Genomic DNA, 20553 nt, shown 5'->3' with positions numbered 1-20553 from the left:
GGGGTTAATTCGACCACGACGCCCATCAAATGGGCGGTTTCGCTACTTTTCCTGTGCGAAGGCGTTTTGGGCGGCGGGTTTGTCGGCCATATGCGCTTGCGCCGGCTGCGGCGCACCCTCGGGCACCGCTCCGCCTAAGATGGCCTGCTCCACCATGCGCACGTACTTCGTATGCCGCAGGTCCTGCTCCGCCAGCGGCGCCAGCAGATAGGCCGACATGCCGGCGTTGTGCGCGGCTAGCACGTCGGTGGACAGCTGATCGCCGACCATGACGGTCTCGCTGCGCTTCGCCCCCAACAAGGAGCACGCCGCGAACAGCGCCACGGGCAAGGGCTTCATGGCCTTCGCGATGATGGGCATAGACAGGCGATTCGCCAGCTCGTGCACGTTTTTGTGCCAATTGTTCGACACCAGGCAGAAGCTCACGCCGGCGTCTCGCGCCTGAGCGAGCCACAAGCCCACGTCGCGCGGGACGTCATGCGTTGCACGGGACAAGATGGTGTTGTCGATATCCAGCAATACATAGCGGAACCCGCATGAAAGCAGGTCCCGTTCTATGTTGATATGCGATATGCGGGAAAAATAGCGCTCCGGCTGCAAATATGGCATGGATCCCCTTACGAGAACGCGGCCTGATGCTCGTCGTAGGTTTCGCTGAACGTGTACTTATCGTTTTGGAAGTAGAAGAAGTAGTACTTTCCCAGCGCATCCTGGTTAGGCGAGCACACGGCCTGCAGGCACTCGATGGAAGGCGAGCAGATGGGCGTGGGCGGAAGCCCGGCGTTGGTGTAAGTGCTATACGGGCTGTTCGCGTGCACTTCGTCGGCCGTGGGATCGTGCCCGACCTCGTAGGCGGTGGTGGCATCGCTTTGCAGATAGCCGTTGCTCGGCTCGCCCTTGGTGGTCAGGCGATTGTAGAACACGGCCGCCACCTGGGCGCGAACCGTTTCGTCGCCGCTGGATTCCTTTTCCACGATGGACGCCAGGTTGACGGTATCGTACACGGAAAGGCCCTGGGATTCGGGGTAGGACCAGTCGAGCCCTGCCGTTTCGATTTGGAACTGGGTGAGCATGGCGCGAATCAAGCTGTCAGCGGTAGCATCGGCGGCAACATCATAGGTTTTCGGGAACAGGAAGCCTTCAAGGCTGTTCGTGCCCGCAGACTTCAGGAAGCTGTAGTCACCCGCATACACGCTGGCATCCGACGCCGCCTGCTTGAAGGCATCGGCGCTGATGCGCCCATTCGTGGCGCTGTCAACCGCCGACGCGATCTCGGTCAGGCGATACCCTTCGGGAATGGTAAGCACGGCATCGGAAACCGGACCGTTGCGCAATGCGGCGATGATGTCGTCGACCGTCGCACCGCCTGCAAAAGTGTAGGTGCCGGGCTTGAGATCGGACCCCGCATCCAAGTCCTTCACGCGTTCGGTGAACTCCTTGGCAGACCCCACCAGCTTAGCATCCACCAGCGAGGAGCCGATGGTGTTGGCGGATGCGCCTTCGTTGACGGTGATGGTGGCCTGCTGGCCTTCCGCCAGAAGCTCGACCTTCGGCGACACGCAGCTGGCAACCGAGGAGCCGACGAACCACAGGATGCCGATGCCGAGAAGCGCCAGCACCGCAAGGAACACGTAATGCGGAACGTTGGACCGTTTGGGTTGGATATAGCTGGTATCGTACGTGCGGAACATACGGTCGCCGCGCGCGTGCGCCGAGCGTGCCGCATGGTTCGGGCGGCGGGAATAGGTCACTTGCCTACGAGGGGACATTTACACTACCTTTCGCCTGCATGGCGGGCATCGAGCCACGCCTGAAGGAACACACTTGCTGCAATCATATCTATCTTGCCGCGCATATCGCGCTCCGACATGCCGCTTTCACGCAAACTGCGCTTCGCCTCCTGCGAGCTGAGACGCTCATCGGTGAACTCCACCGGCAAACCAGCGGCCTTTCCGATGTTTGCCGCGACACCGCGGATACGGCCGGCCTGAGGCCCCTCCTCACCCGAAAGCGTGTACGGAAGGCCCGACAAGATAAGCTCCGGCTCCCAATCCTCGAGCACGCGTTTCCAGCTTTTCGCATTGGAAAGCACCTCGTTCGCGGGAAGCACGCAAACGGGCGACGCCACGCGCTCGCGCGGGTCGCTGATGGCGACGCCGATGCGCGTCTGACCGATATCCAGTGCAAGAATCCTCATTGTCGACCTAACCTTACGCAACGAACGGATAAGAAAAACGCCCCGCAGCCAAGGGCGGCGGGGCGTGAAAGCTGCATCAAAAGCTACAGCAGCATCTTGCGAGCAGCCTCGAGCGCATCATCGATGCCCGCGGCGTTCTTGCCGCCGGCCTGCGCCATGGCCGGCTTGCCGCCGCCACCGCCCTGCACGCAAGGCGCGATGGCCTTGATGACGGCACCGGCGTTGAAGCCGGCTTCAACAGCCTCGGACGTGCCGGCTGCCATCAGCACGGCCTTGCCGTCCTTCTCGCCGATGAGCACGCATGCGCCGGGCTCGGCCATGCGGGCGGACAGGACGTCCCAACCGTTGCGCAGACCACCTGCATCGGCGATCTTCACACGGGAGATGACCACAGGATAGCCGGCGGCGGACTTCACGGCGGAGTCGACGAGCTTGGTGATGTTGTCGTCGGACACGATGCCCTTGGTCTGCTTGGCCTTCTTCTGGAACTCGCGCAGCTGCTTGACGTTGGCGGCGGTGCGCTCGGACACGTCGAACAGCGGAACGCGCAGCTCCTCGGCGGTTTCCTTCAGCTCTGCCTCCACCTTGTTGATGTAATCGAGGGCGCCGTAGCTGGTAACGGCCTCGATACGGCGCACGTTCGCGCCCACGCTGGTTTCGGACGTGATCTTCATGATGCCGATCTCGGCGGTGTTGGCGACATGGCAGCCGCCGCACAGCTCGCGGGAGAACCCGCCGCACTCGACGACGCGCACCTGGTCGCCGTACTTCTCGCCGAACAGCGCGGTGACGCCGCTTTCGCGGGCCGCGTCAAGCGAGGTCTCGTAGATGTTGGTGGGCGTTGCGGACATGATGAACTCGTTGGCAACGCGCTCGACCTGCGCCAGCTGCTCCGCCGTGACCGCGGCGAAATGCGTGAAGTCGAAGCGAAGGCGGTCGGGACCCACGTAGCTGCCGGCCTGGGAGACATGCTCGCCGAGGACCTGACGCAGCGCGGCATGCAGGATATGCGTGGCGGTATGGTTGCGCGTGACGCGCGCACGGCGGTCCGCATCCACGGAGGCCGTGACGGCAGCGCCCTGGGCAAGGGCGCCCTCGAGCACCTTCACCACGTGGCAGACGAGACCCTTCTCGGGAGCCTTCGTGTCGACGACCTGGACCTTGACGCCATCGCCCTCGATGACGCCCGTGTCCCCCACTTCGCCGCCCATCTCGGCATAGAACGGGGTCACGTCCAGAACCGCCTCGCCGGACTGACCGGCCTGCAGCTGGCTCACGCGCTCGCCGTCGGCGATAAGGGCGCTGACCTTTGCCTGGGCGGAAAGCTCCTGGTAGCCGACGAACTTCGTGGCGCCGAGCTCCTTGAGCAGCTCGGAGTGGATGCCGCCGTACGTGGACCAGGCAGCCTCGGCGTCCTTGACGTTTGCGGCACGGGCGCGGTCGCGCTGCGCCTCCATGCAGCGCTCGAAGCCCTCCATGTCGACGACGACGCCGCGCTCCTCGCACAGCTCGCGCGTGATGTCCACGGGGAAGCCGTAGGTGTCGTGCAGCGTGAAGGCCTGCTCGCCGGGAAGCGTGGTGCCCTCGAGCTTGTCAAGGGACTCGGACAGGAACGCGCGGCCCTGGCGCAGGTTGGCGCCGAAGCGCTCCTCCTCGGACAAGATGATGCCGCGGATGAGCTCGCGGTTGTCGATGACCTCGGGATACACGCTGCCCATGAGCTTGACCAGCTCATCGACGTATTCGTTGAGGAACGGCTTGTCCAGGCCCAGCATATGGCCCTTCATGACGGCGCGACGCAGCAGGCGGCGCAGCACGTAGCCGCGGCCCTCGTTGGAGGGCAGGATGCCGTCGGCGATCATGAACGTGACCGAACGGCTGTGATCGGCCATGATGCGCAGGCACAGATCGGCTGCCTCGTCCTTGCCGTACTCAACGCCGGCCAGACGCTCGCCCACGCCGACCAGGCTGCGCAGCACGTCGGTGTCGTAGTTGTTCGTGACGCCCTGCATGATGGCGGCCATGCGCTCAAGGCCCATGCCGGTATCGATGTTCTTGGTCTTCAGCGGGGCCAGCGTGCCGTCTTCCTGGCCGTCGTACTGGGTGAACACGCAGTTCCAATACTCAAGGAAGCGGTCGCAGTCGCAGCCCGGCTTGCAGTCGGGATCGCCGCAGCCGACCTCGGGGCCCTGATCGAAGTAGATCTCGGAGCACGGGCCGCACGGGCCGGTAGGTCCGGCACGCCAAAAGTTGTCATCCTCGCCCAAACGGGAGATATGGTCTTCGGCCACGCCGAGCGACTTCCAGATCTCGATGGTCTCGTCGTCGTCCTCGAAGACGGTGAAGTACAGCTTGTCCTTCGGAAGGCCGAGCACCTCCGTGGAGAACTCGAAGGCCCAAGCGCACATCTCGTGCTTGAAGTAGCAGCCGAAGCTGAAGTTGCCGAGCATCTCGAAGAACGACAGGTGACGGGCGTCGCCGATGTTGTCGATGTCGTTGGTGCGCACGCACTTCTGCACCGTGGTGGTGCCGATATATGCGGGGTCGAGCTCCTTCTGATGAAGGAAGTAGGGCTTGAACTGCACCATGCCCGCGCTGGTAAGCAGAAGCGAGGGATCATCGGGGATAAGGGAGGAGGACGGCATGCGTTTGCAGCCCTTGCTCTCGAAGAACTTCAAGTACTTCTCGCGGATCTCCGCGCTAGTCATGTACTCCATGTGCCTGTCTTTCTAACTGTGCCTTGCCATAAATCGGCGCGCGTGCGCCCTATTGCCGATCGCCGTCGCGACGTTGCTCCTTGCTGCGGCCCACCTTCGGAAGGGAGAAGCCTGCCGAAGCGTCCGGATGAGGGGACGTTGCATCGGCGATGGGATCGAGCGATCCGTCGGATCGAGGAGTGCCCTGGAAGAACACGCCGTCTTCGGCAACCAGCTGGCGCCCGGTTTGCTTCTCGAAATAATACACGAAAACGGACTTCATGACCGCCACGGCGGGAATAGAGGCCAGCATGCCCACAAGCGAGCCGGTGAACCCGCTCATGGCCCCGCCGATCGCGCTGCCCGCCATCAAGGCGATAAGGGTGAGCGCTGGATGGATATCCACCGATGAGGCCATGATCTTCGGGGATATGAACGTGTACACCGCCTGCTGGATGATGATGGTGCCGAGTAGGGCGACCAATGCGATCCACGGGCTGACGAACACGCCCACCACCGCCGCCAGCGCTCCGCCGAGCCACGGGCCCACGATGGGGATGATGTTCAAAATGCCGGCGATGATACCGAGCGCGGCGTAATTGGGAATGCCCGAGATAGCGAACAGCACGCCGCACGCCACACCGATGACGCCGCACTGAATGAGCGTGCCCTTGATATAGCCGCCCATGACGCGCGTGAACGTGACGTGCAGCATATCCATGGTCTCACGACGGGACGGACCCGCCAACCGCATGGTCTCGCGACCGAGCGCAGGAAGCTCAATGAGAATCCAAAACGCTATGACCAGGGCAAAGCCGATCGCTATACCCGTGTTCACCACGCCGGCGCCGATGGCGACCACGCCCGTGGCGCTCTGACGCGCCACATCGGACGCCGCCGAGCCCATAGAGGACAGCGCCTCGTTCATATACGTTTGCACCGTGTTGTTCTGGAACACGTCGGAATAGCGAGCGTACACGCCGTTGGCCCAGCCCATGAAGTCGTTGATGTAGCCGGGGATGCTCTGGACCAGATCGGAGAACTGCTCGCCGAAACCGAACGCCGGGGAGAGCATAAGGAAGCTGACGATCGCCAGCACAGCGAACATGAGCAGATAGGCGATGCCCGTTCCCGCTGCGCGCGGCACTCCCTTGGATTCCAGCTTGTTCACCGTGCCGCGCAAGCAGAACACGATGACCAGCGTCCAAAGCAGGATGCCGATCGGGACGCTGAGGATGTTGATGAGGTAGACCGCTGCGCCTGTGAGCAGGATGGCGCCTACCGCCGTCCACACCACGAGGAACCGTCGGCGGGCCTTTTCCATCGCGACATCGGGATTGGTGGCCATGGATACCAGCTCCTAGCGCTCCTGGGAGGAATCATTGGCCTGGGGAGCATACGTGAAGTACGCAGGCTGCTCAGGCTGGTCATCGGACTGGACCTGCTGGGGCGCATCGTCGTCGTTCGTCTGGACCTTGGAGGGGGCACCATCCTGAGCATCATCGCCTTCGTCCGGCACGCCCGCCAATGCGGCGGCTTGGGCTTTCGCCTTCGCCTCACCAAGGGCGACCGATTCATCGCTGGCATGCTTGGACTTGAGCTTCTCGCGAACCTTGGAGGTGACGTTGTTCATGATCTCCATGGGGGCGTTCGTGGCGGCCTCGACCGCGCCCACCGCATTAGAGGCGGAGTCGGTGATGTCGCTGACATCCTCCAAGATCTGGTCGAGGCGCATGATCTCGAGATTCGCCGCATCCACGGTCAAGGACACGCGATCGACGAGCGGATCGACCTTGTCCATAGCGGGCTCAAGCGATTTCGTGATGCGCTGCACGCTTTCAAGCGTCGGGTCGAGCTGCTCCTTCATCTTGTCGACCGTGGTGCGCGTTTTGCGCACGGTGATCACAAGCTCGATCACGAACCACACCAAAGCCACGCCGAGCACCACGTACACGATAGGCAAAACCACGCCCATAACTTCGCCGAAATCCACCAGACGCCTCCTTCATATATCCATATACGCCGCCAACTATAGCATGCGGTCTTGGATTCTACCCCGCCGACGCATGCGTTTACACCCGCCGTTCATAGCGGTTGCAGTGCGATTACCTTCGAAAAGACGTGGGGTTTTGCCTTTCGCTCCTTAAGAAGAAACGCCTAACGGGCACCCGTTTCCCCGTCTTCGGAAGCATCCCGCGCGCCCGGCTTCTTCGACCTGCTGCGCGAACCGTGCGCCTCGACATCGACCGGCTTACCCTTCGGCAACCCAGCCCCATGATGGCCCCCTGCCGTCGCATGGGCAGCCTGCGCCCTATCTCGAGCCGCCGCATGCATGGCCTGCGCCCGATCGCGCGCCGCGGCATCCACCCGATAAGCCTCCCAACCGCGCTCGGAGGGATGATAGAAGCAGCCGCGCTCAAGCCCTTCGGGCAGGTAGCGTTGATCAACCCAGCCTGCAGGATAATCGTGCGGATATTTGTACGCACCGTAATGCTCGGAGCCGGGACGGTGCCTATCGCGGAGATAGTCAGGGACATCGCGCTTAGGCCCGTTGCGCACTTCCGCCAAAGCGGCATCGATGCCCGCTTCGCACGCGTTGCTTTTCGGCGCAAGAGCGATATAGGTTGCCGCCTGCGCCAAGTTGATGCGGCATTCGGGATACCCGATGACCTCCGCTGATTTGAACGCGGCCGCGGCCACCAGCAATGCCTGGGGATCGGCGTTGCCTACGTCCTCGGACGCGTGGATGAGCATACGGCGAGCGATATACTTGGGGTCCTCTCCCCCATCGATCATACGGGCAAGCCAATACAGCGCCGCATCGGGATCGGAACCGCGCATGGACTTGATGAAGGCGGATATGATGTCGTAGTGCATATCCTTGTTCTTGTCATACGGCAATGCGCGGTGCGGCGTAGCGCTTTCCACCTGCGCCTTCGTGATAACGGCGGGGTTCTCGCGCGTGCCGGGCTGCTGCATGCCCGCCGCAAGCTCGAGGGTGGTAAGCGATGCCCGGCCGTCGCCGCCCGCCAAGAGCACGATGGCGCTGCGGGCAGCCGGGTCGAGCTTGTACAGCCCATCAAGCCCGCGAGGATCCACCACCGCCCGGTCGACCAGCTGAGCCACGTCGCCGTCCGAGAGCCCCTTAAGGCCGACTACGCGAGAGCGGCTGATAAGAGCGGAGTTCACTTCGAAAAACGGGTTTTCGGTGGTCGCGCCCACCAGCACCACGGTCCGGTTCTCCACCGCGTGCAGAAGCGCGTCTTGCTGGCTGCGGTTGAATCGGTGGATCTCGTCCACGAACAGGATGGTGCGCGAGCCGTTGAGCGCCAAGCGCTTCTCAGCCGCATCGATTTCCCGGCGCAGGTCGGATACGGTGCCGCCGATCGCAGACACTTCCACGAACGTTGCCTTCGTCGACTCGGCGATGACGTGGGCGATAGAGGTTTTGCCGGTTCCTGCCGGGCCGTACAGGATGACCGAGCTGACGTTGTCCTGCTCGATGGCCGCGCGCAGCCAGCTGCCCGGGCCCACGGCATCCTGCTGCCCCACCACGTCTTCCAGCGTGCGCGGGCGCATGCGCACCGCCAGCGGCGCCACCTGCTGCTTGCGCTCGTTTTCCATTGCCGTGAATAGCGTGTCCATGACCACCCCTGCCTGTTGATTGGCTCATCATGATAGCACGCGAACGTTTGTTTGCCTAGAAGAAAATGCCCTTCGCCTCCGTGTCCGAGGGCAACAGCCCGATTACACCTGCACCACCGATTCTGTCAAGACTTTACTTTGCCTTAAGGTCTCATATACTCGATATCAGGTTCCACCCTTGTCGCCGTTCTTTTTGCGATGGACCGATGCTATTTCCGAGGGAGCTCAAGATAGCAAGTGAAACGGAGATTCGCGCCCGTTGGCACGAAAGCCGGGAAGCAAGCTGCGAGCACCCACCTTGTTGAGGTGGGTTCATCCTTCCGGCCAGGGGTGGGACTTTTTTCATGCCGAAATCCGGTCCTCCCCCGCCATTCGCCGGCAACAGCCCCGCGCAAAAAGCGCTACGCCGCCGGAAGCCTGAGCACGAACGTGGCGCCCTCGCCTTGCGCCCCCTCCACGCAGATCGTGCCGTGGTGGTACTGCACCGCATGCTTGACGATGGCAAGCCCCAGCCCCGTGCCGCCCGTTTCCTTCGAACGGCTTTTATCCAGGCGGAAGAACCGCTCGAACACCTTGTCGCGCATCTCCTCGGGAATGCCCGCCCCGGTATCGCTCACGCGCACCGTGACGACCGACGCAGGGTCCGGTTCCGCCCCGGCAGCGCGCAGCGCCTCAAGGACATCAGGGGACGGGGCGCCCTGCGACACGCGCACGGACACGCTTCCGCCGGCATGGTTGTAGCGCACCGCGTTCTCGATAAGGTTGTACAGCATTTCCTCGGCAAGCGTCTCGCTGCCGTTGATGTGTGCGGACCCGCCCTTCACGGAGATGGATACGCCCTCGTCAGCGGCAAACGACTCCAGGCGTCCGGCCATCCGTCGGGCAACGGACGTCACATCGATCGGACGCTCCTCGCGAGCGAACGCGCTCTCGTCGAGCTTCGAAAGCGTGAGCACGTCGTTGATAAGGCCGCGCATCGCCTGCGCCTCGTCGTAGATAAGCCCCGCGAACTTCTGGCGGTCTTCAGGCAGCACCATATCGTTTTTCATAAGCTCGGCATAGCCCGATATCACCTGCAGCGGCGTCTTCATCTCGTGGCTGACGTTGCTGGAGAAATCGCGGCGCATGCTTTCGGCTTCGGCAAGCTCCTTGTTCTGCTTCTTGAGCTGCGTCTGCTGATCGTCGATGCGCTGAAGAAGGGGCACCATTTCCCCGTAGATGTCGTTTTCCAAAGGCTCCGCCATGTCAAGGGCATCGATAGGCTTCATGATGTGGCGCGTGAGCAACCGGGACAGCAAGAACACCAATCCGGCGACGACCACGAGCGCGAACAGCGTGGGCACGAGCATCTCGCCCAAGAAGGCGAACAGGGAATGACGGGTTTCAGACAGGCGGACGATGCGCCCATCGGAGAGCTTCTCGGCGGCATACACCGTATCGGTACCTAAGGTTTCCGAATAGCGCATGCTCACCGCCTCGCCCGTGCGCGCGGCCTTGCTGACCTCGGGACGGGAGGCGTGGTTGTCCATCTGACCGGCGTCTGCCTGGCTATCGTAGAGCACCAAGCCGCTCTCGCCGATAAGCGTATAACGGGTGATGCCGCTGAACTGCTGAGACAAGATGGTGGTCACATCGGCGGCCGGAGCCTCGTCAAGGGCCGCCGCCGCCCGGCTGGCCTCCTGGACCAGGGCCTGCTCGGCATCATGCTCGTAGGAGTAATAGAAGATGCTGACCATCACCGCGGAAAAAGCCAAAAGGATTCCCAGGGAAAACGCCAAAACGGTGGTGAAGATGCGGCCGGCAAGGCTTTTAACGTGATCGGGCGAAGGACTCATGCGGCAAACCTCTATTCCGGCTGTCTGATGCTGTAACCCACGCCGCGCACGGTTTTAATGCAGGCATCGGCGCCCGGGCATGCGGCGGAAAGCTTCTGGCGCAGCGTTTGGATGTGCACGTCGACGGTGCGCGTCTCGCCCACGAACGTCATGCCCCATACGTCCTCGAGCAGCTGACCGCGCGACAGCACGCGCCCGACGTTGCGCAGCAGGGCGCGCAGCAGATCGAATTCCTTGAGCGTGAGCTCGACGGGAGCACCGCCTGCGGAAACGGTATGCTCGAGCACGCGCAGCTCGATGGGGCCGCACTCCAGCACATCGCCGGCGGGCGCAGTGGGCGCCGCCGCACGGCGCAGCAGCGCGTTCACGCGGCTGACCAGCTCCATCATGCCGAAGGGTTTTGCCAGGTAATCGTCGGCGCCCGCATCAAGGCCGCTGACCTTGTCGAATTCGGTGCCCTTCGCCGTGAGCATCATGACGGGAAGGAACTTGGTCGCCGGATCTTCGCGCAAGCGGCGAAGGACCTCGAGGCCGTCGACCTCGGGCAGCATGATATCGAGCAGCACCAGATCGGGAAGCGATTCGCGGCAAGCGTCGAAGAAGTCGCCGGCATGGGCGAAGCCCGCTGCCTCAAGGCCCGCCTGTTTGAGCGCGTACACCGTCAAATCGCGGATATTCGTGTCGTCTTCCAAGTAGTAGATCATGCTTGCACCTCGTTATTCCACAACCGAATCGTCTGGACGCGGGCACGCCAAACGATAGCCGACCCCACGCACCGTCTCAACGGCATCGGCATGCTCGCCGAGCTTCTGCCGAAGCGTGAGCACGTGCATGTCGACCGTGCGGCTTCCGCCGCTGAAATCCCAGCCCCACACGTTTTGCAGCAGCTTCTCGCGTGACAGCACGACACCGGAATGGCGCATCATGTACGCCAGCAAATCGAACTCTCGCATGGTGAGCGCAACGGGCACCCCGTCGACGAACAGCTCGCGCGCCTGAAAGTCCAGGGAAAGCGCGCCCAGGCGCTGCACATCCTCGCTGCTGCCGCCTCCCCAATCGGGGGCGCGGCGCAGCATGGCGCGTACACGGCTCACCATCTCCATCATACCGAAAGGCTTCGTGATGTACTCGTCGGCCCCGGCGTCCAATGCCCGTACGATGTCCAGCTCCGAGTTTTTAGCCGTTACCATCATGACGGGCACGCGGGAAAGCTTGCCGGGCGTGCTGCGGATGCGCTTGAGGATTTCCAGGCCATCGACGTCGGGCAGCATGATATCCAAAACCACCACATCCGGGACCTTTTTGGCGCATGCGACGCGAAACGCCGCGTCATCGGGTTGCCCTTCGGCCTGGATGCCCGACTGCGTCAAGGCGTACAGCACCAGCTGACGGACGTTCTCATCATCCTCGACATAGTAGACAGTCAACCCCAAAGCACCCCTTCCACAGCCGAAGCGCCGGGCGCGACGCGAACCCTGCGCCCCGCTGCCGCGGTGCTCGGGGATCGGACAGCCCACCCCGAGCACCTTCGAGAATGCGGTGCGTTACGCTTCGGCGTTTTCCTTACCCGCAGAGTTTAGCGCATGCTCGCCCGTTGCGCGGAAAACGGCCCAGCTCGCGATGCGCTCGGCATCGTCGCCCATGCGCTCGAAGTACTTCGCCACCATGAGCAGCTCGGGCAGATGGCTGGCGCCCTGCGTCTCGCTGCGGATCAGATCGACCACCACCTGCTCGCAGCGATCGTACAGGTCGTCCACCCCGTCGTCCATGGCGAACACGCGCTGCGCGAGCGCCGCATCGGCCTGGGAGAACGCCTTCGCGGAAAGCGAGACCATGTTAGAGACCTTGTCGGTCGCCTCGGCGAACTCGCTCTGCAGGTGCGAGACGGCCTTCGGCGTAAGCTGCTGGGAGAGGTACGCAACGTCGCGCGTCATCTCGTCGATATGCGCCAAGTCGCTGACCAGGCGAAACGCGCCGGTCACTTCCCGCAGATCATCGGCCACCAGCGGTTGCTGCATGAGCATGATGTCAAGGCAGCCGTCCTCGATGGCCTCGCGCAGCCTGCGCGCCGCTTTGCTGCCGGAAAGCACGCTTTCGGAGGCATCGGCGTCGCCGGCAAGCGCACGACCCGCGGCCCGAACATCGAGCACCGTCTTCTCGGACAGCTGATTGACCAGCGCCCCCAGCTCCTCCAGCTTGTTGATATAACGGGTACGGGTCTTCATCAGCTGAACCTTCCTGTCAGGTAGTCTTTCGTCTTCTGCTGCACGGGGCTGCCGAACAGCTGCTTGGTCGGCCCGGATTCCACCAGCTCTCCCAGGTAGAAGAAGGCCGTCTTGTCGGCCACGCGCGTGGCCTGCTGCATGTTGTGCGTGACCACCACCACGGTGCGCTCGCGGGCAAGCTGCACCATCAGCTCCTCGACGAGCGCCGTGGAGATGGGGTCGAGAGCGCTCGTGGGCTCATCCATGAGCAGCACCTCGGGCTGTGTGGCCAAGGCGCGCGCGATGCACAGGCGCTGCTGCTGGCCGCCGGAAAGCCCCAAGCCCGATTGGCCCAGCTTGTCGCGCACCTCGTCCCACAGGCCGGCGTCGCGCAAGCACTTCTCCACCAACTCGTCGGCCTCGGCGCGACCGAGCCTGCGCATGCGGCGCGGTCCGTACAGGATGTTGTCGCGGATGGACATGGGGAACGGGTTGGGATGCTGGAACACCATGCCCACCCTCACGCGCAGCTCGTTGGCATCGCCGCCGAAGATGTCGCGCCCTGCCACCTCGATGGTGCCTTCGGTGCGCACGGTGGGAACGAAGTCGCACATGCGGTTGAAGGTGCGCAGCAGCGTTGACTTGCCGCAACCGGAAGGCCCGATGAACGCGGTGGCGCGGTTCTTCGGGATGTCGAGCGTGACCCCTTTGAGCGCCTGGAAATCGCCGTACCACAGGTTGAAATCGCGGATGGAGATCATGGGCTCGTCGGCCTGGGCGTGCGCGCCGCGCGCCGCCGTGGCCTGCCCGTTTTCGAAATCGGTCATATGATCAGCCGAACCTTCCCGTCAGATAGTCTTGCAAACGCTTATCCTCCGGCTGGCTGAACAGACGCTTGGTGGGGCCGGTCTCCACCATATCGCCCACATAGAAAAACGCCGTGTTGTCGGAAACGCGCGTGGCCTGCTCCATGTTGTGCGTCACGATGATGGCGCAGATGCCCGACTCGGCGATGGAGCGGATGGTCTCTTCCACCGTGAAGGTGGAGATGGGGTCGAGCGCGCTGCACGGCTCGTCGAACAGCACCACGTCGGGATGCATCGCAAGCGTACGGGCGATGCACAGGCGCTGCTGCTGGCCGCCAGAAAGCGCATAGGCGCTCTCGTCGAGCTTGTCGCGCACCTCATCCCACAGCGCGCCGGCGCGCAGGCTCTGCTCCACCAACGCATCGCAATCCTCCTTGCCGCTCACCAGGCCGTGGCGCTTGGGGGCGAACAAGATGTTGTCGCGGATGGACTTGCGGAACGGCGTGGGCTGCTGGAACACCATGCCGATGGATTTGCGCAGCTCGAACAAGTTCTCCTTGCGCGTGTTGATGTTGCGGCCGTGATAGAGCACCTCGCCGCCGATCTTGCACTTGGGGATTTCCCGGTTCATAAGGTTGAGGCAGCGCAGAAACGTGGACTTGCCGCAACCGGACGGGCCGATCAGCGCCGTCACCTGCCCCGCCGCGAAGTCGAGCGACGTGGGATGCAGGGCCTCGTTGCTCCCGTAGCATACGGTAAGATCGCGCGTGCTCAGAAGCACGCCGCTGACAGACCGACCGCTCCCCACCTGGGGCGCACAAGCGCCTACCGATTCGTTTTCCCTGCTCATTCGCTGGTCAGCCTCCTTTCCAGATACTTGCCGATCACGCGTGCCAGGATGTTGAACGCCAGGATGCACACCATGAGCACCGCCGCGGTGCCGTTGGAGATGGCCGTCAGGTCGGGCACAACGCCCTCGCTGTTGATCTTCCAGATATGCACCGCCAGGGTCTCGGCCGGGCGGAACACGTTCCACGGGCACGACGGGCTGGAGAAGTCCAGGCACGTGAAGTCGAGCACCGGGGCGGACTGGCCCGCCGTGAAGATCAGCGCCGCGGCCTCGCCGAACACGCGGCCCGCGGAGAGCACCACGCCGGTGACGATGGCGGGCATGGCGGCGGGAAGCAGCACGTGGATGGTGGTTTCCCAACGCGTCAGACCCATGGCAAGGCCCGCATCGCGCTGGCTGCGCGGCACGTCCTCGAGCGCCTGCTGGATGACGCGCACGAGGATGGGGATGTTGAACATGGTCAGCGCCACCGCGCCGGCGATGATGGAGAATCCCCAGCCCATGTACAGCACGAAGAACAAGAAGCCGAACAGGCCCACGACCACCGACGGCAAGCTGGACAGCGTCTCGATGGCGGTCTTGGCGATCGCCGTGACCGCGTTGTCGGGCGCATACTGCGACAGGAAGATGGCCGCGCCCAAGGATAGCGGCACGCTGATGAGCAGCGTGAGGATCAGCAGGTAGAAGCTGTTGAACAGCTCGGGGCCGATGCCGCCGCCTTCCTTGAACTGCTGGGGCTTGCCGGTGAGGAAGTTCAGGTCGAACAGCTTCGGCGCGCCGGCCACCAGGATGTAGATCACGATGGCCGCGAGCATGAGCATGACGAAGGCGGCGATGCCCACCAGCACGCCGGTGGCGATGCGGTCCTGCCGGTTGATGCGGCGCACGTGCGCCGACATATCGAAGTTAGCCACGTTTCGCCGCCCCCTTATGCCCGATGAGGTGGATGATCATGATGAACACGAGCGACATGGCCAAAAGCAGCAGGGCCAGCGACCACAGCACGTCGTTGTGTACCGTGCCCATGGCCTCGTTGCCCATGCCCATGGTCAGCACGCTGGTCAGCGTGGACGCGGGCGTGAACAGGCCGGAGGGCATCTGGATGGCGTTGCCGATGACCATCTGCACCGCCAGGGCCTCGCCGAAGGCGCGCGTCATGCCCAAGATCACCGCCGTCATCAGCGACGGGGCCGCGCTTTTGAGCACCACGTTCCAAATGGTCTGCCAGCGCGTGCAGCCCAGCGCGTAGCTGCCCTCGCGATACTCGTGCGGCACGGCGGCCAGCGCATCGATGGACAGGCTGGTGATAGTCGGCAAGACCATGATGGCCAGCACCACGGCGCTCGAGAAGATGCCGAAGCCGGTGATGGTCTGCCCCATGGCGCCCGCCGCATCGCGCACCCAGGCCACGATGATCGTCAGGCCGATAAGGCCGTAGACTACCGACGGGATGCCCACCAAAAGCTCAAGAAGCGGCTGGAACACGCGGCGCCCGAAGCGCGGGGCCACCTCCACCACGAAGATGGCGCTGCCGAACGCGATGGGCAACGCGAACAGCGTCGACAGCAGCGTGACGGAGAACGAGCCCGCGATCATGGGGAGCGCGCCCACCGTGGGCATGCCGTTCGCGTCCTCCTGATGCGGGTTCCATGTGGTCCCCGTCAAAAACGAACCGAGGTCGATGCCGTCGGCGGTAAACGTTGCGATACCGCGTCCGGCGACCATGGCGACAAGCGTGACGACAAGAAGCGCCACGAGCGCGACGCACGCGCCCGTGACGCCCTGACCGACCCGCTCGACGCGTGCTTTCGCCATTAAGGCCATATGCGCGCGTCTCCTTTCGAAACTAGTTGACTCGATGCGGGTATGGCGAACCTACTTGTTGGAAACCTTGCCGGAAGCGTCCTTCTCCACCTTCATGCCGGACATGGGGATGTAGCCCTGCTGCTCCACCAAGCCGCCCTGCACCTCTTCGCCCATCATGTACTCGAGGAACGCCTTCGTGGCCTCGTCGGGGCTGGCAGCGGTGTACATATGCTCGTAAGACCAGATCTTCCAGGAGTTGTCCTCGACGTTTTGCGCATCCGGCTCCACGCCGTCGACCTTGAGGGCCTTGAAGCTGCTGTCGAAGTAGGAGAAGGCCACGTAGGAGATGGCACCGGGGGTGCTGGCGACCATCTTGGCGGCAGTGCCCGAGGAATCCTGCTCCTGCGGCTTGAAGGAATCGGGCACCTTCGTACCTGCCAGGACGACGTCCTCGAACGTGGCGCGCGTGCCGGAGCCGGAAGCGCGGTTGATGACGGTGATCGGGGAATCGGCGCCGCCGACCTCGCTCCAGTTCGTGATCTCGCCCGTGAAGATCTTCTTCAGGTCCTCGAGCTTGATGTCGTCGATGGTGACGTCGGCGTTGACGATCGGGCCCATGCCGACGATGCACACCTTGTTGTCGGCGATCTTGGAGATGTCGGAGGAATCCTTCAGCTTGGACTCGGCGAACACGTCGGAGTTGCCGATCTGAACCGCACCCTGGGCGATCTGCGTGACGCCCTGGCCGGAACCGCCGCCCTGGACGGTGATCTGGACGCCAGGGTTCTCCTCCATGAACTGCTCCGCGGCCGCCTCGCACAGCGGCTGCAGCGCGGTGGAGCCCACCGCCGTGATGGTGCCGGAAAGCGCCTTCTTACCGGAGGCGGCGTTACCGGATTCGGCGGAGCCGCCGTTGGAACCCGAGCAACCTGCCAGGCCGAAACCGGCGACGGCCAACGCGGACATGCCTGCGATGCCGATGAAGCTGCGGCGGCTGATGTAAGAACCCTGCATAGTACGTATACTCCCTTCGGATGTCTTCTCATGCAAAACGAGCTTGCAGGTGAGGATGGTACGCGCTCCGTCGGGGAGCACACGACCGCAAGCGCAGTCCATGACCGAAGCGTGACAGGGTTTTACGCGCGGTTTACAAGCCGGACCGGGGCGCTTTACAAACCGCCCGCTTCGCCGCAAGCGCTTTACCTGGGCCTGTCGCATGGATAAGGCGAAAGGACGGGCGTTTTGCGAAACCCGCACGCGAGCAGGCGAAACGGGGCGGACGCCAGGACCAGCCAGAACATACGAGGCGAAAAAACGGCGCCGTCGCCGCCGAGACGAACGAGCGCAGCCCCTTCAAAGCGCGAACGGGCCGAGGGCCCCGGAAGCATCCGCCTCCGAGGCCCTCGGCCCGTTCGTATACGATATCCGTCTATTGCCTGGTCAGTGGCGCGATAGCGCGTAACACGGCGTCCTTCGCCGGCGTGGCGTCTTCGCCGCTTGCCATGGTGAAGATGAGCGACCCGGCGAAACCGACGTCGACGACCTCGGTGAACCACAGGCGCGGGGCCGCCTCCACCGCGCCCACCCGACGCGCCGCGGCGAGCGCCGCCTGCTCGATGCGCCCGGCCCTCTCGTCAAGATCCTCGCCGCCACCTTCCACCACCAGGGAAAGCGTCACCTTGCCCGTGGGCGGCAGGTGCACGAGCGACGTCTTGTTGATGATGGAGTTGGGGATGACCACCGTCTCGCCCTTGGAGTTGGTGATGGTGGTATGGCGCCAGTTCACGTCCTTCACAACGCCCGAAGCGCCGCCGACCGAGATGTTGTCGCCCGGCGAGACGATGCGCAAAAGGCTGACCTGCACGCCGCCGATGAGATTGGAGATGGTGTCCTGGAAGCCCAGCGAGATGGCGATACCGCCGATGCCCAGCGCCGTGATGGCGGCCGACACGTCCACGCCGAAGCACGTGGACAGCACGACAGATCCGCCCACCACCCACACGATGGCGCGCCCGATGTTGATGAAGATCGACGACGAGGGCAGATCGTCGGAGTAGTTGAGCACACGGCGCAGGAACTTCGTGAGCAGATGCCCCACCACCGCCGTTGCCGTGATGATGACTACGGCGGTTATGAGCGTGCCCAGCCACGCGTTGCCCACCGCCGATATGATGCCGTGCTCGAAATCCTCCATATAAGGAAAGCCCCTTCCGCGGGATGACCCGCTTCAAACCACGGGGCCACGCCCGAACCGGGACGCGGCCCCGCAAGAACCGTTATTCCACCGTGCCGTACACCTGGCCCCAGGCATGCCCGCCGATAGCCGAGTTCAGCTGATCGCACAGACGCTGACGCGTATAGGTGCCCGGAGGCAGCAAGGCGATGATCTCGTCGAGGTCGTCGGGCAGGTCGAACGACTCGGCCGTGACGACCACGTCAAGTCGCCGCACGAACTTCCCGCCGTCGGCGAACACCGAATCGACGACGCGCTGCAGCTGGCCGTAATGCTCGCTGCGGCGCGTGTTCGTCGCAAGCTTCGCCATAGCGGCTACGCCTCCACGTCGGGTCGATGCGCATCGAGGCCTTCCGTCGCCGCGACCAGGGCACCGGCATAAGCGGGCGTGGCCTGGCCGGTTGCGCGCAGGAACTGCGCGCCGGCCGCGCGAAGGTGCTGGGCCGCCTCCATCATGACGTCGGGGCGATGATACGGGTTTTCCGGCGTTGCCTGGCGCTGACGGGGGTTGTGCTCCACGACGTCGAGCTGCGCGAGCACGGGCAGGGGCAGCTTCGCCGCCTGCCGCGCAAGCTCGCAGGCGCGCTCGACGGGCGCCTGCGTGCAAAAGCCCGCCACGCTCGCTTCGAACTCGGCCATCACGTCGAGCGCCTCGTCGAAGCCGTGGCGGCCATCTGCCAGCATGCCGTCGGCGCCCACGTTCACGGAGGCGAACACGGGCAGGCCGCTAACCTGGCGCAGGCCCATAAGCGCGCATTTCAGGTCGCTTGGGTTGGTGAACCCGTTCAAGAAGAAGCCGTCAAGGGAAAGACCCTCGAAGGCGCGCGCCGCGCGGGCGTACTGGTCGCGGTTCTCGTTGAGCGACGCCTTGCTGGATGCATCGAGCGGCAAACCGCACGGCCCAAGCTCCACCAGCACATGCTGGGGGCGCAGCTTCGCGGCGCACGCGACGGCGGCGCGGGCAAGCTCGGGCAGGCGCTCGGCCATGCCCCGATGCGCAAGGCGCGCCGGGGTCATACCGGCCGTTTCAGTGACAAGGCACTGCACGCCCGCCACAAGGTTCAGGCGAAGGGCGTCCTCGACGGCCTCCGGCTCCATAAGCGTGGCATATTCCACATCGCCGTCGAGCTCGAACCCTTGGCGCGCGAGCACGGGGGCGACAGGGCTGGACAGCACGAGCATATCGCGGTGGAACCGCAGCTGGATATCAGGCATGGATGTTTCCTTTCGACCTGAACATGATACCAAAGGGCCCAAGGAGCCAGGCAAAGGGGCATCGCAGGCACACAAGCGCCACCCACATCTGCGCTCCATAAGGTTACGGGAAGAGAACATCTGCTTTCATCAGGGAAAACCGCTGTTTTACCACCCTGTTCCCGTCTGCTTGGCAACGGAACGGTAACGGCGTCTCCTGGGCATTCACATTCCGTTCACGAGCGCATCACCCCAAAGCCACTCCCCGGACACGCCCGCTTCAACATCGACCGGTATAGTAAGCCTTGCAAGCGGGACATCCCCTTTCCACCGCTTGTCTGCTCCCCATAGCAGATCGCGATGCTAAAGCATCGTTCCTCCCCTCCTTTCGGGCCGCAAGTTTCCCCCTTTTCACTTGCGGCCCATCCCTTTTCTTGGGCGAAAACCGCCAACGCACGAAACCGCGCCGCCGAGAAGCCGGTCTCCGCGCAACGTCGCAAGCGGAAGATCATATCGGTCCGCATCCGCACAAGCCGCCTTACCTGCCAGGGCCCCGGCATCCCACCCCGACGAGCCCCGCCTCTTACCATCGGATAAGACCATCACGCCCTGTTGTTCACCAACTTGTAACGAGCCCGTCGGTTGCTTCACAAAATGCGCAAGCCGCTGCCATAGCGCCTTCAATGTCGATGGCTATACTGCGTATCAGCGAACGGAAAGGTTCCCCTCCTTCCTCCGTCGCACTGCTTTCTCCTTAAAAGCAGTTAATCGGTGCCCACGAACCGGCACCGTATATCCCCTCCTTATGGCCCTGGCAGGTTCCCCTTTCTGCCAGGGCCGCTCCTTTTTCCGAACAGGGGACGGAGGTGCGTTCACGCAATAGGCTCGCTCCTTTCGCCGAGCGATCATCCACGACCACCGCCGGCTCTCCCAAGCCGAATGACGACCATCGCCTTCCAGAACCGTCCCTTTCCCATAAGCCGAATCATCCGCCCCCCTGACAATGAAAAGGTAGTGTCGGCAATGTTGGTGTAAGCCGTTCTCGCTAGGCGCTGCCGAGGGCAGCGCGAGCGGACGGCGAATCGGA

19 protein-coding genes are annotated in these 20553 nt (G+C 63.6%); all 19 read right to left on the bottom strand.

What is annotated here, in order from left to right:
* Window positions 1–42: 42 nt before the first annotated feature.
* Complete coding sequence (locus Q0G75_RS03405) at window positions 43–609, bottom strand: HAD hydrolase-like protein (protein ID WP_294415540.1); 567 nt, start codon at window positions 607–609, stop codon at window positions 43–45.
* A gap of 8 nt (window positions 610–617) precedes the next feature.
* Entirely contained in the window at window positions 618–1769 is a 1152-nt protein-coding gene (mltG, locus tag Q0G75_RS03400; protein WP_294415542.1) for an endolytic transglycosylase MltG, read from the bottom strand.
* Between the two features lie 5 nt (window positions 1770–1774).
* A complete protein-coding gene (gene ruvX, locus Q0G75_RS03395) occupies window positions 1775–2197 on the bottom strand; it encodes a Holliday junction resolvase RuvX (protein ID WP_294415544.1) in 423 nt (140 codons plus the stop codon).
* Between the two features lie 83 nt (window positions 2198–2280).
* Window positions 2281–4914 (bottom strand): alanine--tRNA ligase, encoded by a 2634-nt coding sequence (gene alaS / locus Q0G75_RS03390; RefSeq protein WP_365910617.1) that lies wholly within the window; start codon window positions 4912–4914, stop codon window positions 2281–2283.
* 49 nt (window positions 4915–4963) lie between these two features.
* Window positions 4964–6241, bottom strand: coding sequence for an AI-2E family transporter (locus Q0G75_RS03385; RefSeq protein ID WP_294415546.1), 1278 nt, complete (start codon window positions 6239–6241; stop codon window positions 4964–4966).
* Window positions 6242–6253: 12 nt separating this feature from the next.
* Window positions 6254–6886: a hypothetical protein gene (locus Q0G75_RS03380; RefSeq protein WP_294415548.1), complete on the bottom strand. Its 633-nt coding sequence runs from the start codon at window positions 6884–6886 to the stop codon at window positions 6254–6256.
* Between the two features lie 164 nt (window positions 6887–7050).
* Window positions 7051–8538 carry a replication-associated recombination protein A gene (locus Q0G75_RS03375; protein ID WP_294415551.1) on the bottom strand — a complete coding sequence of 496 codons (1488 nt, stop codon included), beginning with the start codon at window positions 8536–8538 and terminating at the stop codon, window positions 7051–7053.
* A gap of 401 nt (window positions 8539–8939) precedes the next feature.
* Window positions 8940–10373, bottom strand: a complete 1434-nt coding sequence (locus Q0G75_RS03370) for an ATP-binding protein (RefSeq protein WP_294415553.1) — start codon at window positions 10371–10373, stop codon at window positions 8940–8942.
* An 11-nt stretch (window positions 10374–10384) separates the two neighbouring features.
* Complete coding sequence (locus Q0G75_RS03365) at window positions 10385–11077, bottom strand: response regulator transcription factor (protein ID WP_294415555.1); 693 nt, start codon at window positions 11075–11077, stop codon at window positions 10385–10387.
* Window positions 11078–11089: 12 nt separating this feature from the next.
* Window positions 11090–11800: a response regulator transcription factor gene (locus Q0G75_RS03360; protein ID WP_294415557.1), complete on the bottom strand. Its 711-nt coding sequence runs from the start codon at window positions 11798–11800 to the stop codon at window positions 11090–11092.
* 117 nt (window positions 11801–11917) lie between these two features.
* Entirely contained in the window at window positions 11918–12598 is a 681-nt protein-coding gene (locus tag Q0G75_RS03355) for a phosphate uptake regulator PhoU (RefSeq protein ID WP_294415569.1), read from the bottom strand.
* A complete protein-coding gene (gene pstB, locus Q0G75_RS03350) occupies window positions 12598–13338 on the bottom strand; it encodes a phosphate ABC transporter ATP-binding protein PstB (protein ID WP_294415639.1) in 741 nt (246 codons plus the stop codon). Before pstB (Q0G75_RS03350) ends, Q0G75_RS03355 begins: the two co-directional genes overlap by 1 nt.
* A gap of 70 nt (window positions 13339–13408) precedes the next feature.
* Window positions 13409–14233: a phosphate ABC transporter ATP-binding protein PstB gene (gene pstB / locus Q0G75_RS03345; RefSeq protein WP_294415571.1), complete on the bottom strand. Its 825-nt coding sequence runs from the start codon at window positions 14231–14233 to the stop codon at window positions 13409–13411.
* On the bottom strand, window positions 14230–15147 hold the full coding sequence (pstA, locus tag Q0G75_RS03340) for a phosphate ABC transporter permease PstA (RefSeq protein WP_294415573.1): 918 nt from the start codon (window positions 15145–15147) through the stop codon (window positions 14230–14232). The genes pstB (Q0G75_RS03345) and pstA overlap by 4 nt, the downstream gene beginning before the upstream one ends.
* The gene (gene pstC / locus Q0G75_RS03335) at window positions 15140–16057 is read right to left on the bottom strand and encodes a phosphate ABC transporter permease subunit PstC (RefSeq protein ID WP_294415576.1); all 918 of its coding nucleotides are present in this window, start codon (window positions 16055–16057) and stop codon (window positions 15140–15142) included. Before pstC ends, pstA begins: the two co-directional genes overlap by 8 nt.
* A gap of 51 nt (window positions 16058–16108) precedes the next feature.
* Entirely contained in the window at window positions 16109–17053 is a 945-nt protein-coding gene (locus tag Q0G75_RS03330) for a phosphate ABC transporter substrate-binding protein PstS family protein (protein ID WP_294415579.1), read from the bottom strand.
* Between the two features lie 415 nt (window positions 17054–17468).
* Window positions 17469–18233: a mechanosensitive ion channel family protein gene (locus tag Q0G75_RS03325; RefSeq protein ID WP_294415581.1), complete on the bottom strand. Its 765-nt coding sequence runs from the start codon at window positions 18231–18233 to the stop codon at window positions 17469–17471.
* Window positions 18234–18315: 82 nt separating this feature from the next.
* Window positions 18316–18582 carry a hypothetical protein gene (locus Q0G75_RS03320; RefSeq protein ID WP_042434996.1) on the bottom strand — a complete coding sequence of 89 codons (267 nt, stop codon included), beginning with the start codon at window positions 18580–18582 and terminating at the stop codon, window positions 18316–18318.
* A 5-nt stretch (window positions 18583–18587) separates the two neighbouring features.
* Window positions 18588–19487, bottom strand: a complete 900-nt coding sequence (locus Q0G75_RS03315) for a homocysteine S-methyltransferase family protein (RefSeq protein ID WP_294415584.1) — start codon at window positions 19485–19487, stop codon at window positions 18588–18590.
* Window positions 19488–20553: the final 1066 nt, after the last annotated feature.

Source organism: uncultured Senegalimassilia sp. (genome assembly GCF_934636665.1).
Classification (GTDB): domain Bacteria; phylum Actinomycetota; class Coriobacteriia; order Coriobacteriales; family Eggerthellaceae; genus Senegalimassilia.
The sequence above is the reverse complement of the archived record's forward strand: the minus strand, read 5'-3'. Positions and strand labels throughout refer to the sequence as shown.

What these genes read in the sequence shown, in the direction of transcription:
- Q0G75_RS03405 (WP_294415540.1), bottom strand. Translation starts at nt 609, where the DNA reads ATGCCATATTTGCAGCCGGAGCGCTATTTTTCCCGCATATCGCATATC.
- mltG (WP_294415542.1), bottom strand. Translation starts at nt 1,769, where the DNA reads ATGTCCCCTCGTAGGCAAGTGACCTATTCCCGCCGCCCGAACCATGCG.
- ruvX (WP_294415544.1), bottom strand. Translation starts at nt 2,197, where the DNA reads ATGAGGATTCTTGCACTGGATATCGGTCAGACGCGCATCGGCGTCGCC.
- alaS (WP_365910617.1), bottom strand. Translation starts at nt 4,914, where the DNA reads ATGGAGTACATGACTAGCGCGGAGATCCGCGAGAAGTACTTGAAGTTC.
- Q0G75_RS03385 (WP_294415546.1), bottom strand. Translation starts at nt 6,241, where the DNA reads ATGGCCACCAATCCCGATGTCGCGATGGAAAAGGCCCGCCGACGGTTC.
- Q0G75_RS03375 (WP_294415551.1), bottom strand. Translation starts at nt 8,538, where the DNA reads ATGGACACGCTATTCACGGCAATGGAAAACGAGCGCAAGCAGCAGGTG.
- Q0G75_RS03370 (WP_294415553.1), bottom strand. Translation starts at nt 10,373, where the DNA reads ATGAGTCCTTCGCCCGATCACGTTAAAAGCCTTGCCGGCCGCATCTTC.
- Q0G75_RS03365 (WP_294415555.1), bottom strand. Translation starts at nt 11,077, where the DNA reads ATGATCTACTACTTGGAAGACGACACGAATATCCGCGATTTGACGGTG.
- Q0G75_RS03355 (WP_294415569.1), bottom strand. Translation starts at nt 12,598, where the DNA reads ATGAAGACCCGTACCCGTTATATCAACAAGCTGGAGGAGCTGGGGGCG.
- pstB (WP_294415639.1), bottom strand. Translation starts at nt 13,338, where the DNA reads ATGATCTCCATCCGCGATTTCAACCTGTGGTACGGCGATTTCCAGGCG.
- pstB (WP_294415571.1), bottom strand. Translation starts at nt 14,233, where the DNA reads ATGAGCAGGGAAAACGAATCGGTAGGCGCTTGTGCGCCCCAGGTGGGG.
- pstC (WP_294415576.1), bottom strand. Translation starts at nt 16,057, where the DNA reads ATGGCCTTAATGGCGAAAGCACGCGTCGAGCGGGTCGGTCAGGGCGTC.
- Q0G75_RS03330 (WP_294415579.1), bottom strand. Translation starts at nt 17,053, where the DNA reads ATGCAGGGTTCTTACATCAGCCGCCGCAGCTTCATCGGCATCGCAGGC.
- Q0G75_RS03325 (WP_294415581.1), bottom strand. Translation starts at nt 18,233, where the DNA reads ATGGAGGATTTCGAGCACGGCATCATATCGGCGGTGGGCAACGCGTGG.
- Q0G75_RS03320 (WP_042434996.1), bottom strand. Translation starts at nt 18,582, where the DNA reads ATGGCGAAGCTTGCGACGAACACGCGCCGCAGCGAGCATTACGGCCAG.
- Q0G75_RS03315 (WP_294415584.1), bottom strand. Translation starts at nt 19,487, where the DNA reads ATGCCTGATATCCAGCTGCGGTTCCACCGCGATATGCTCGTGCTGTCC.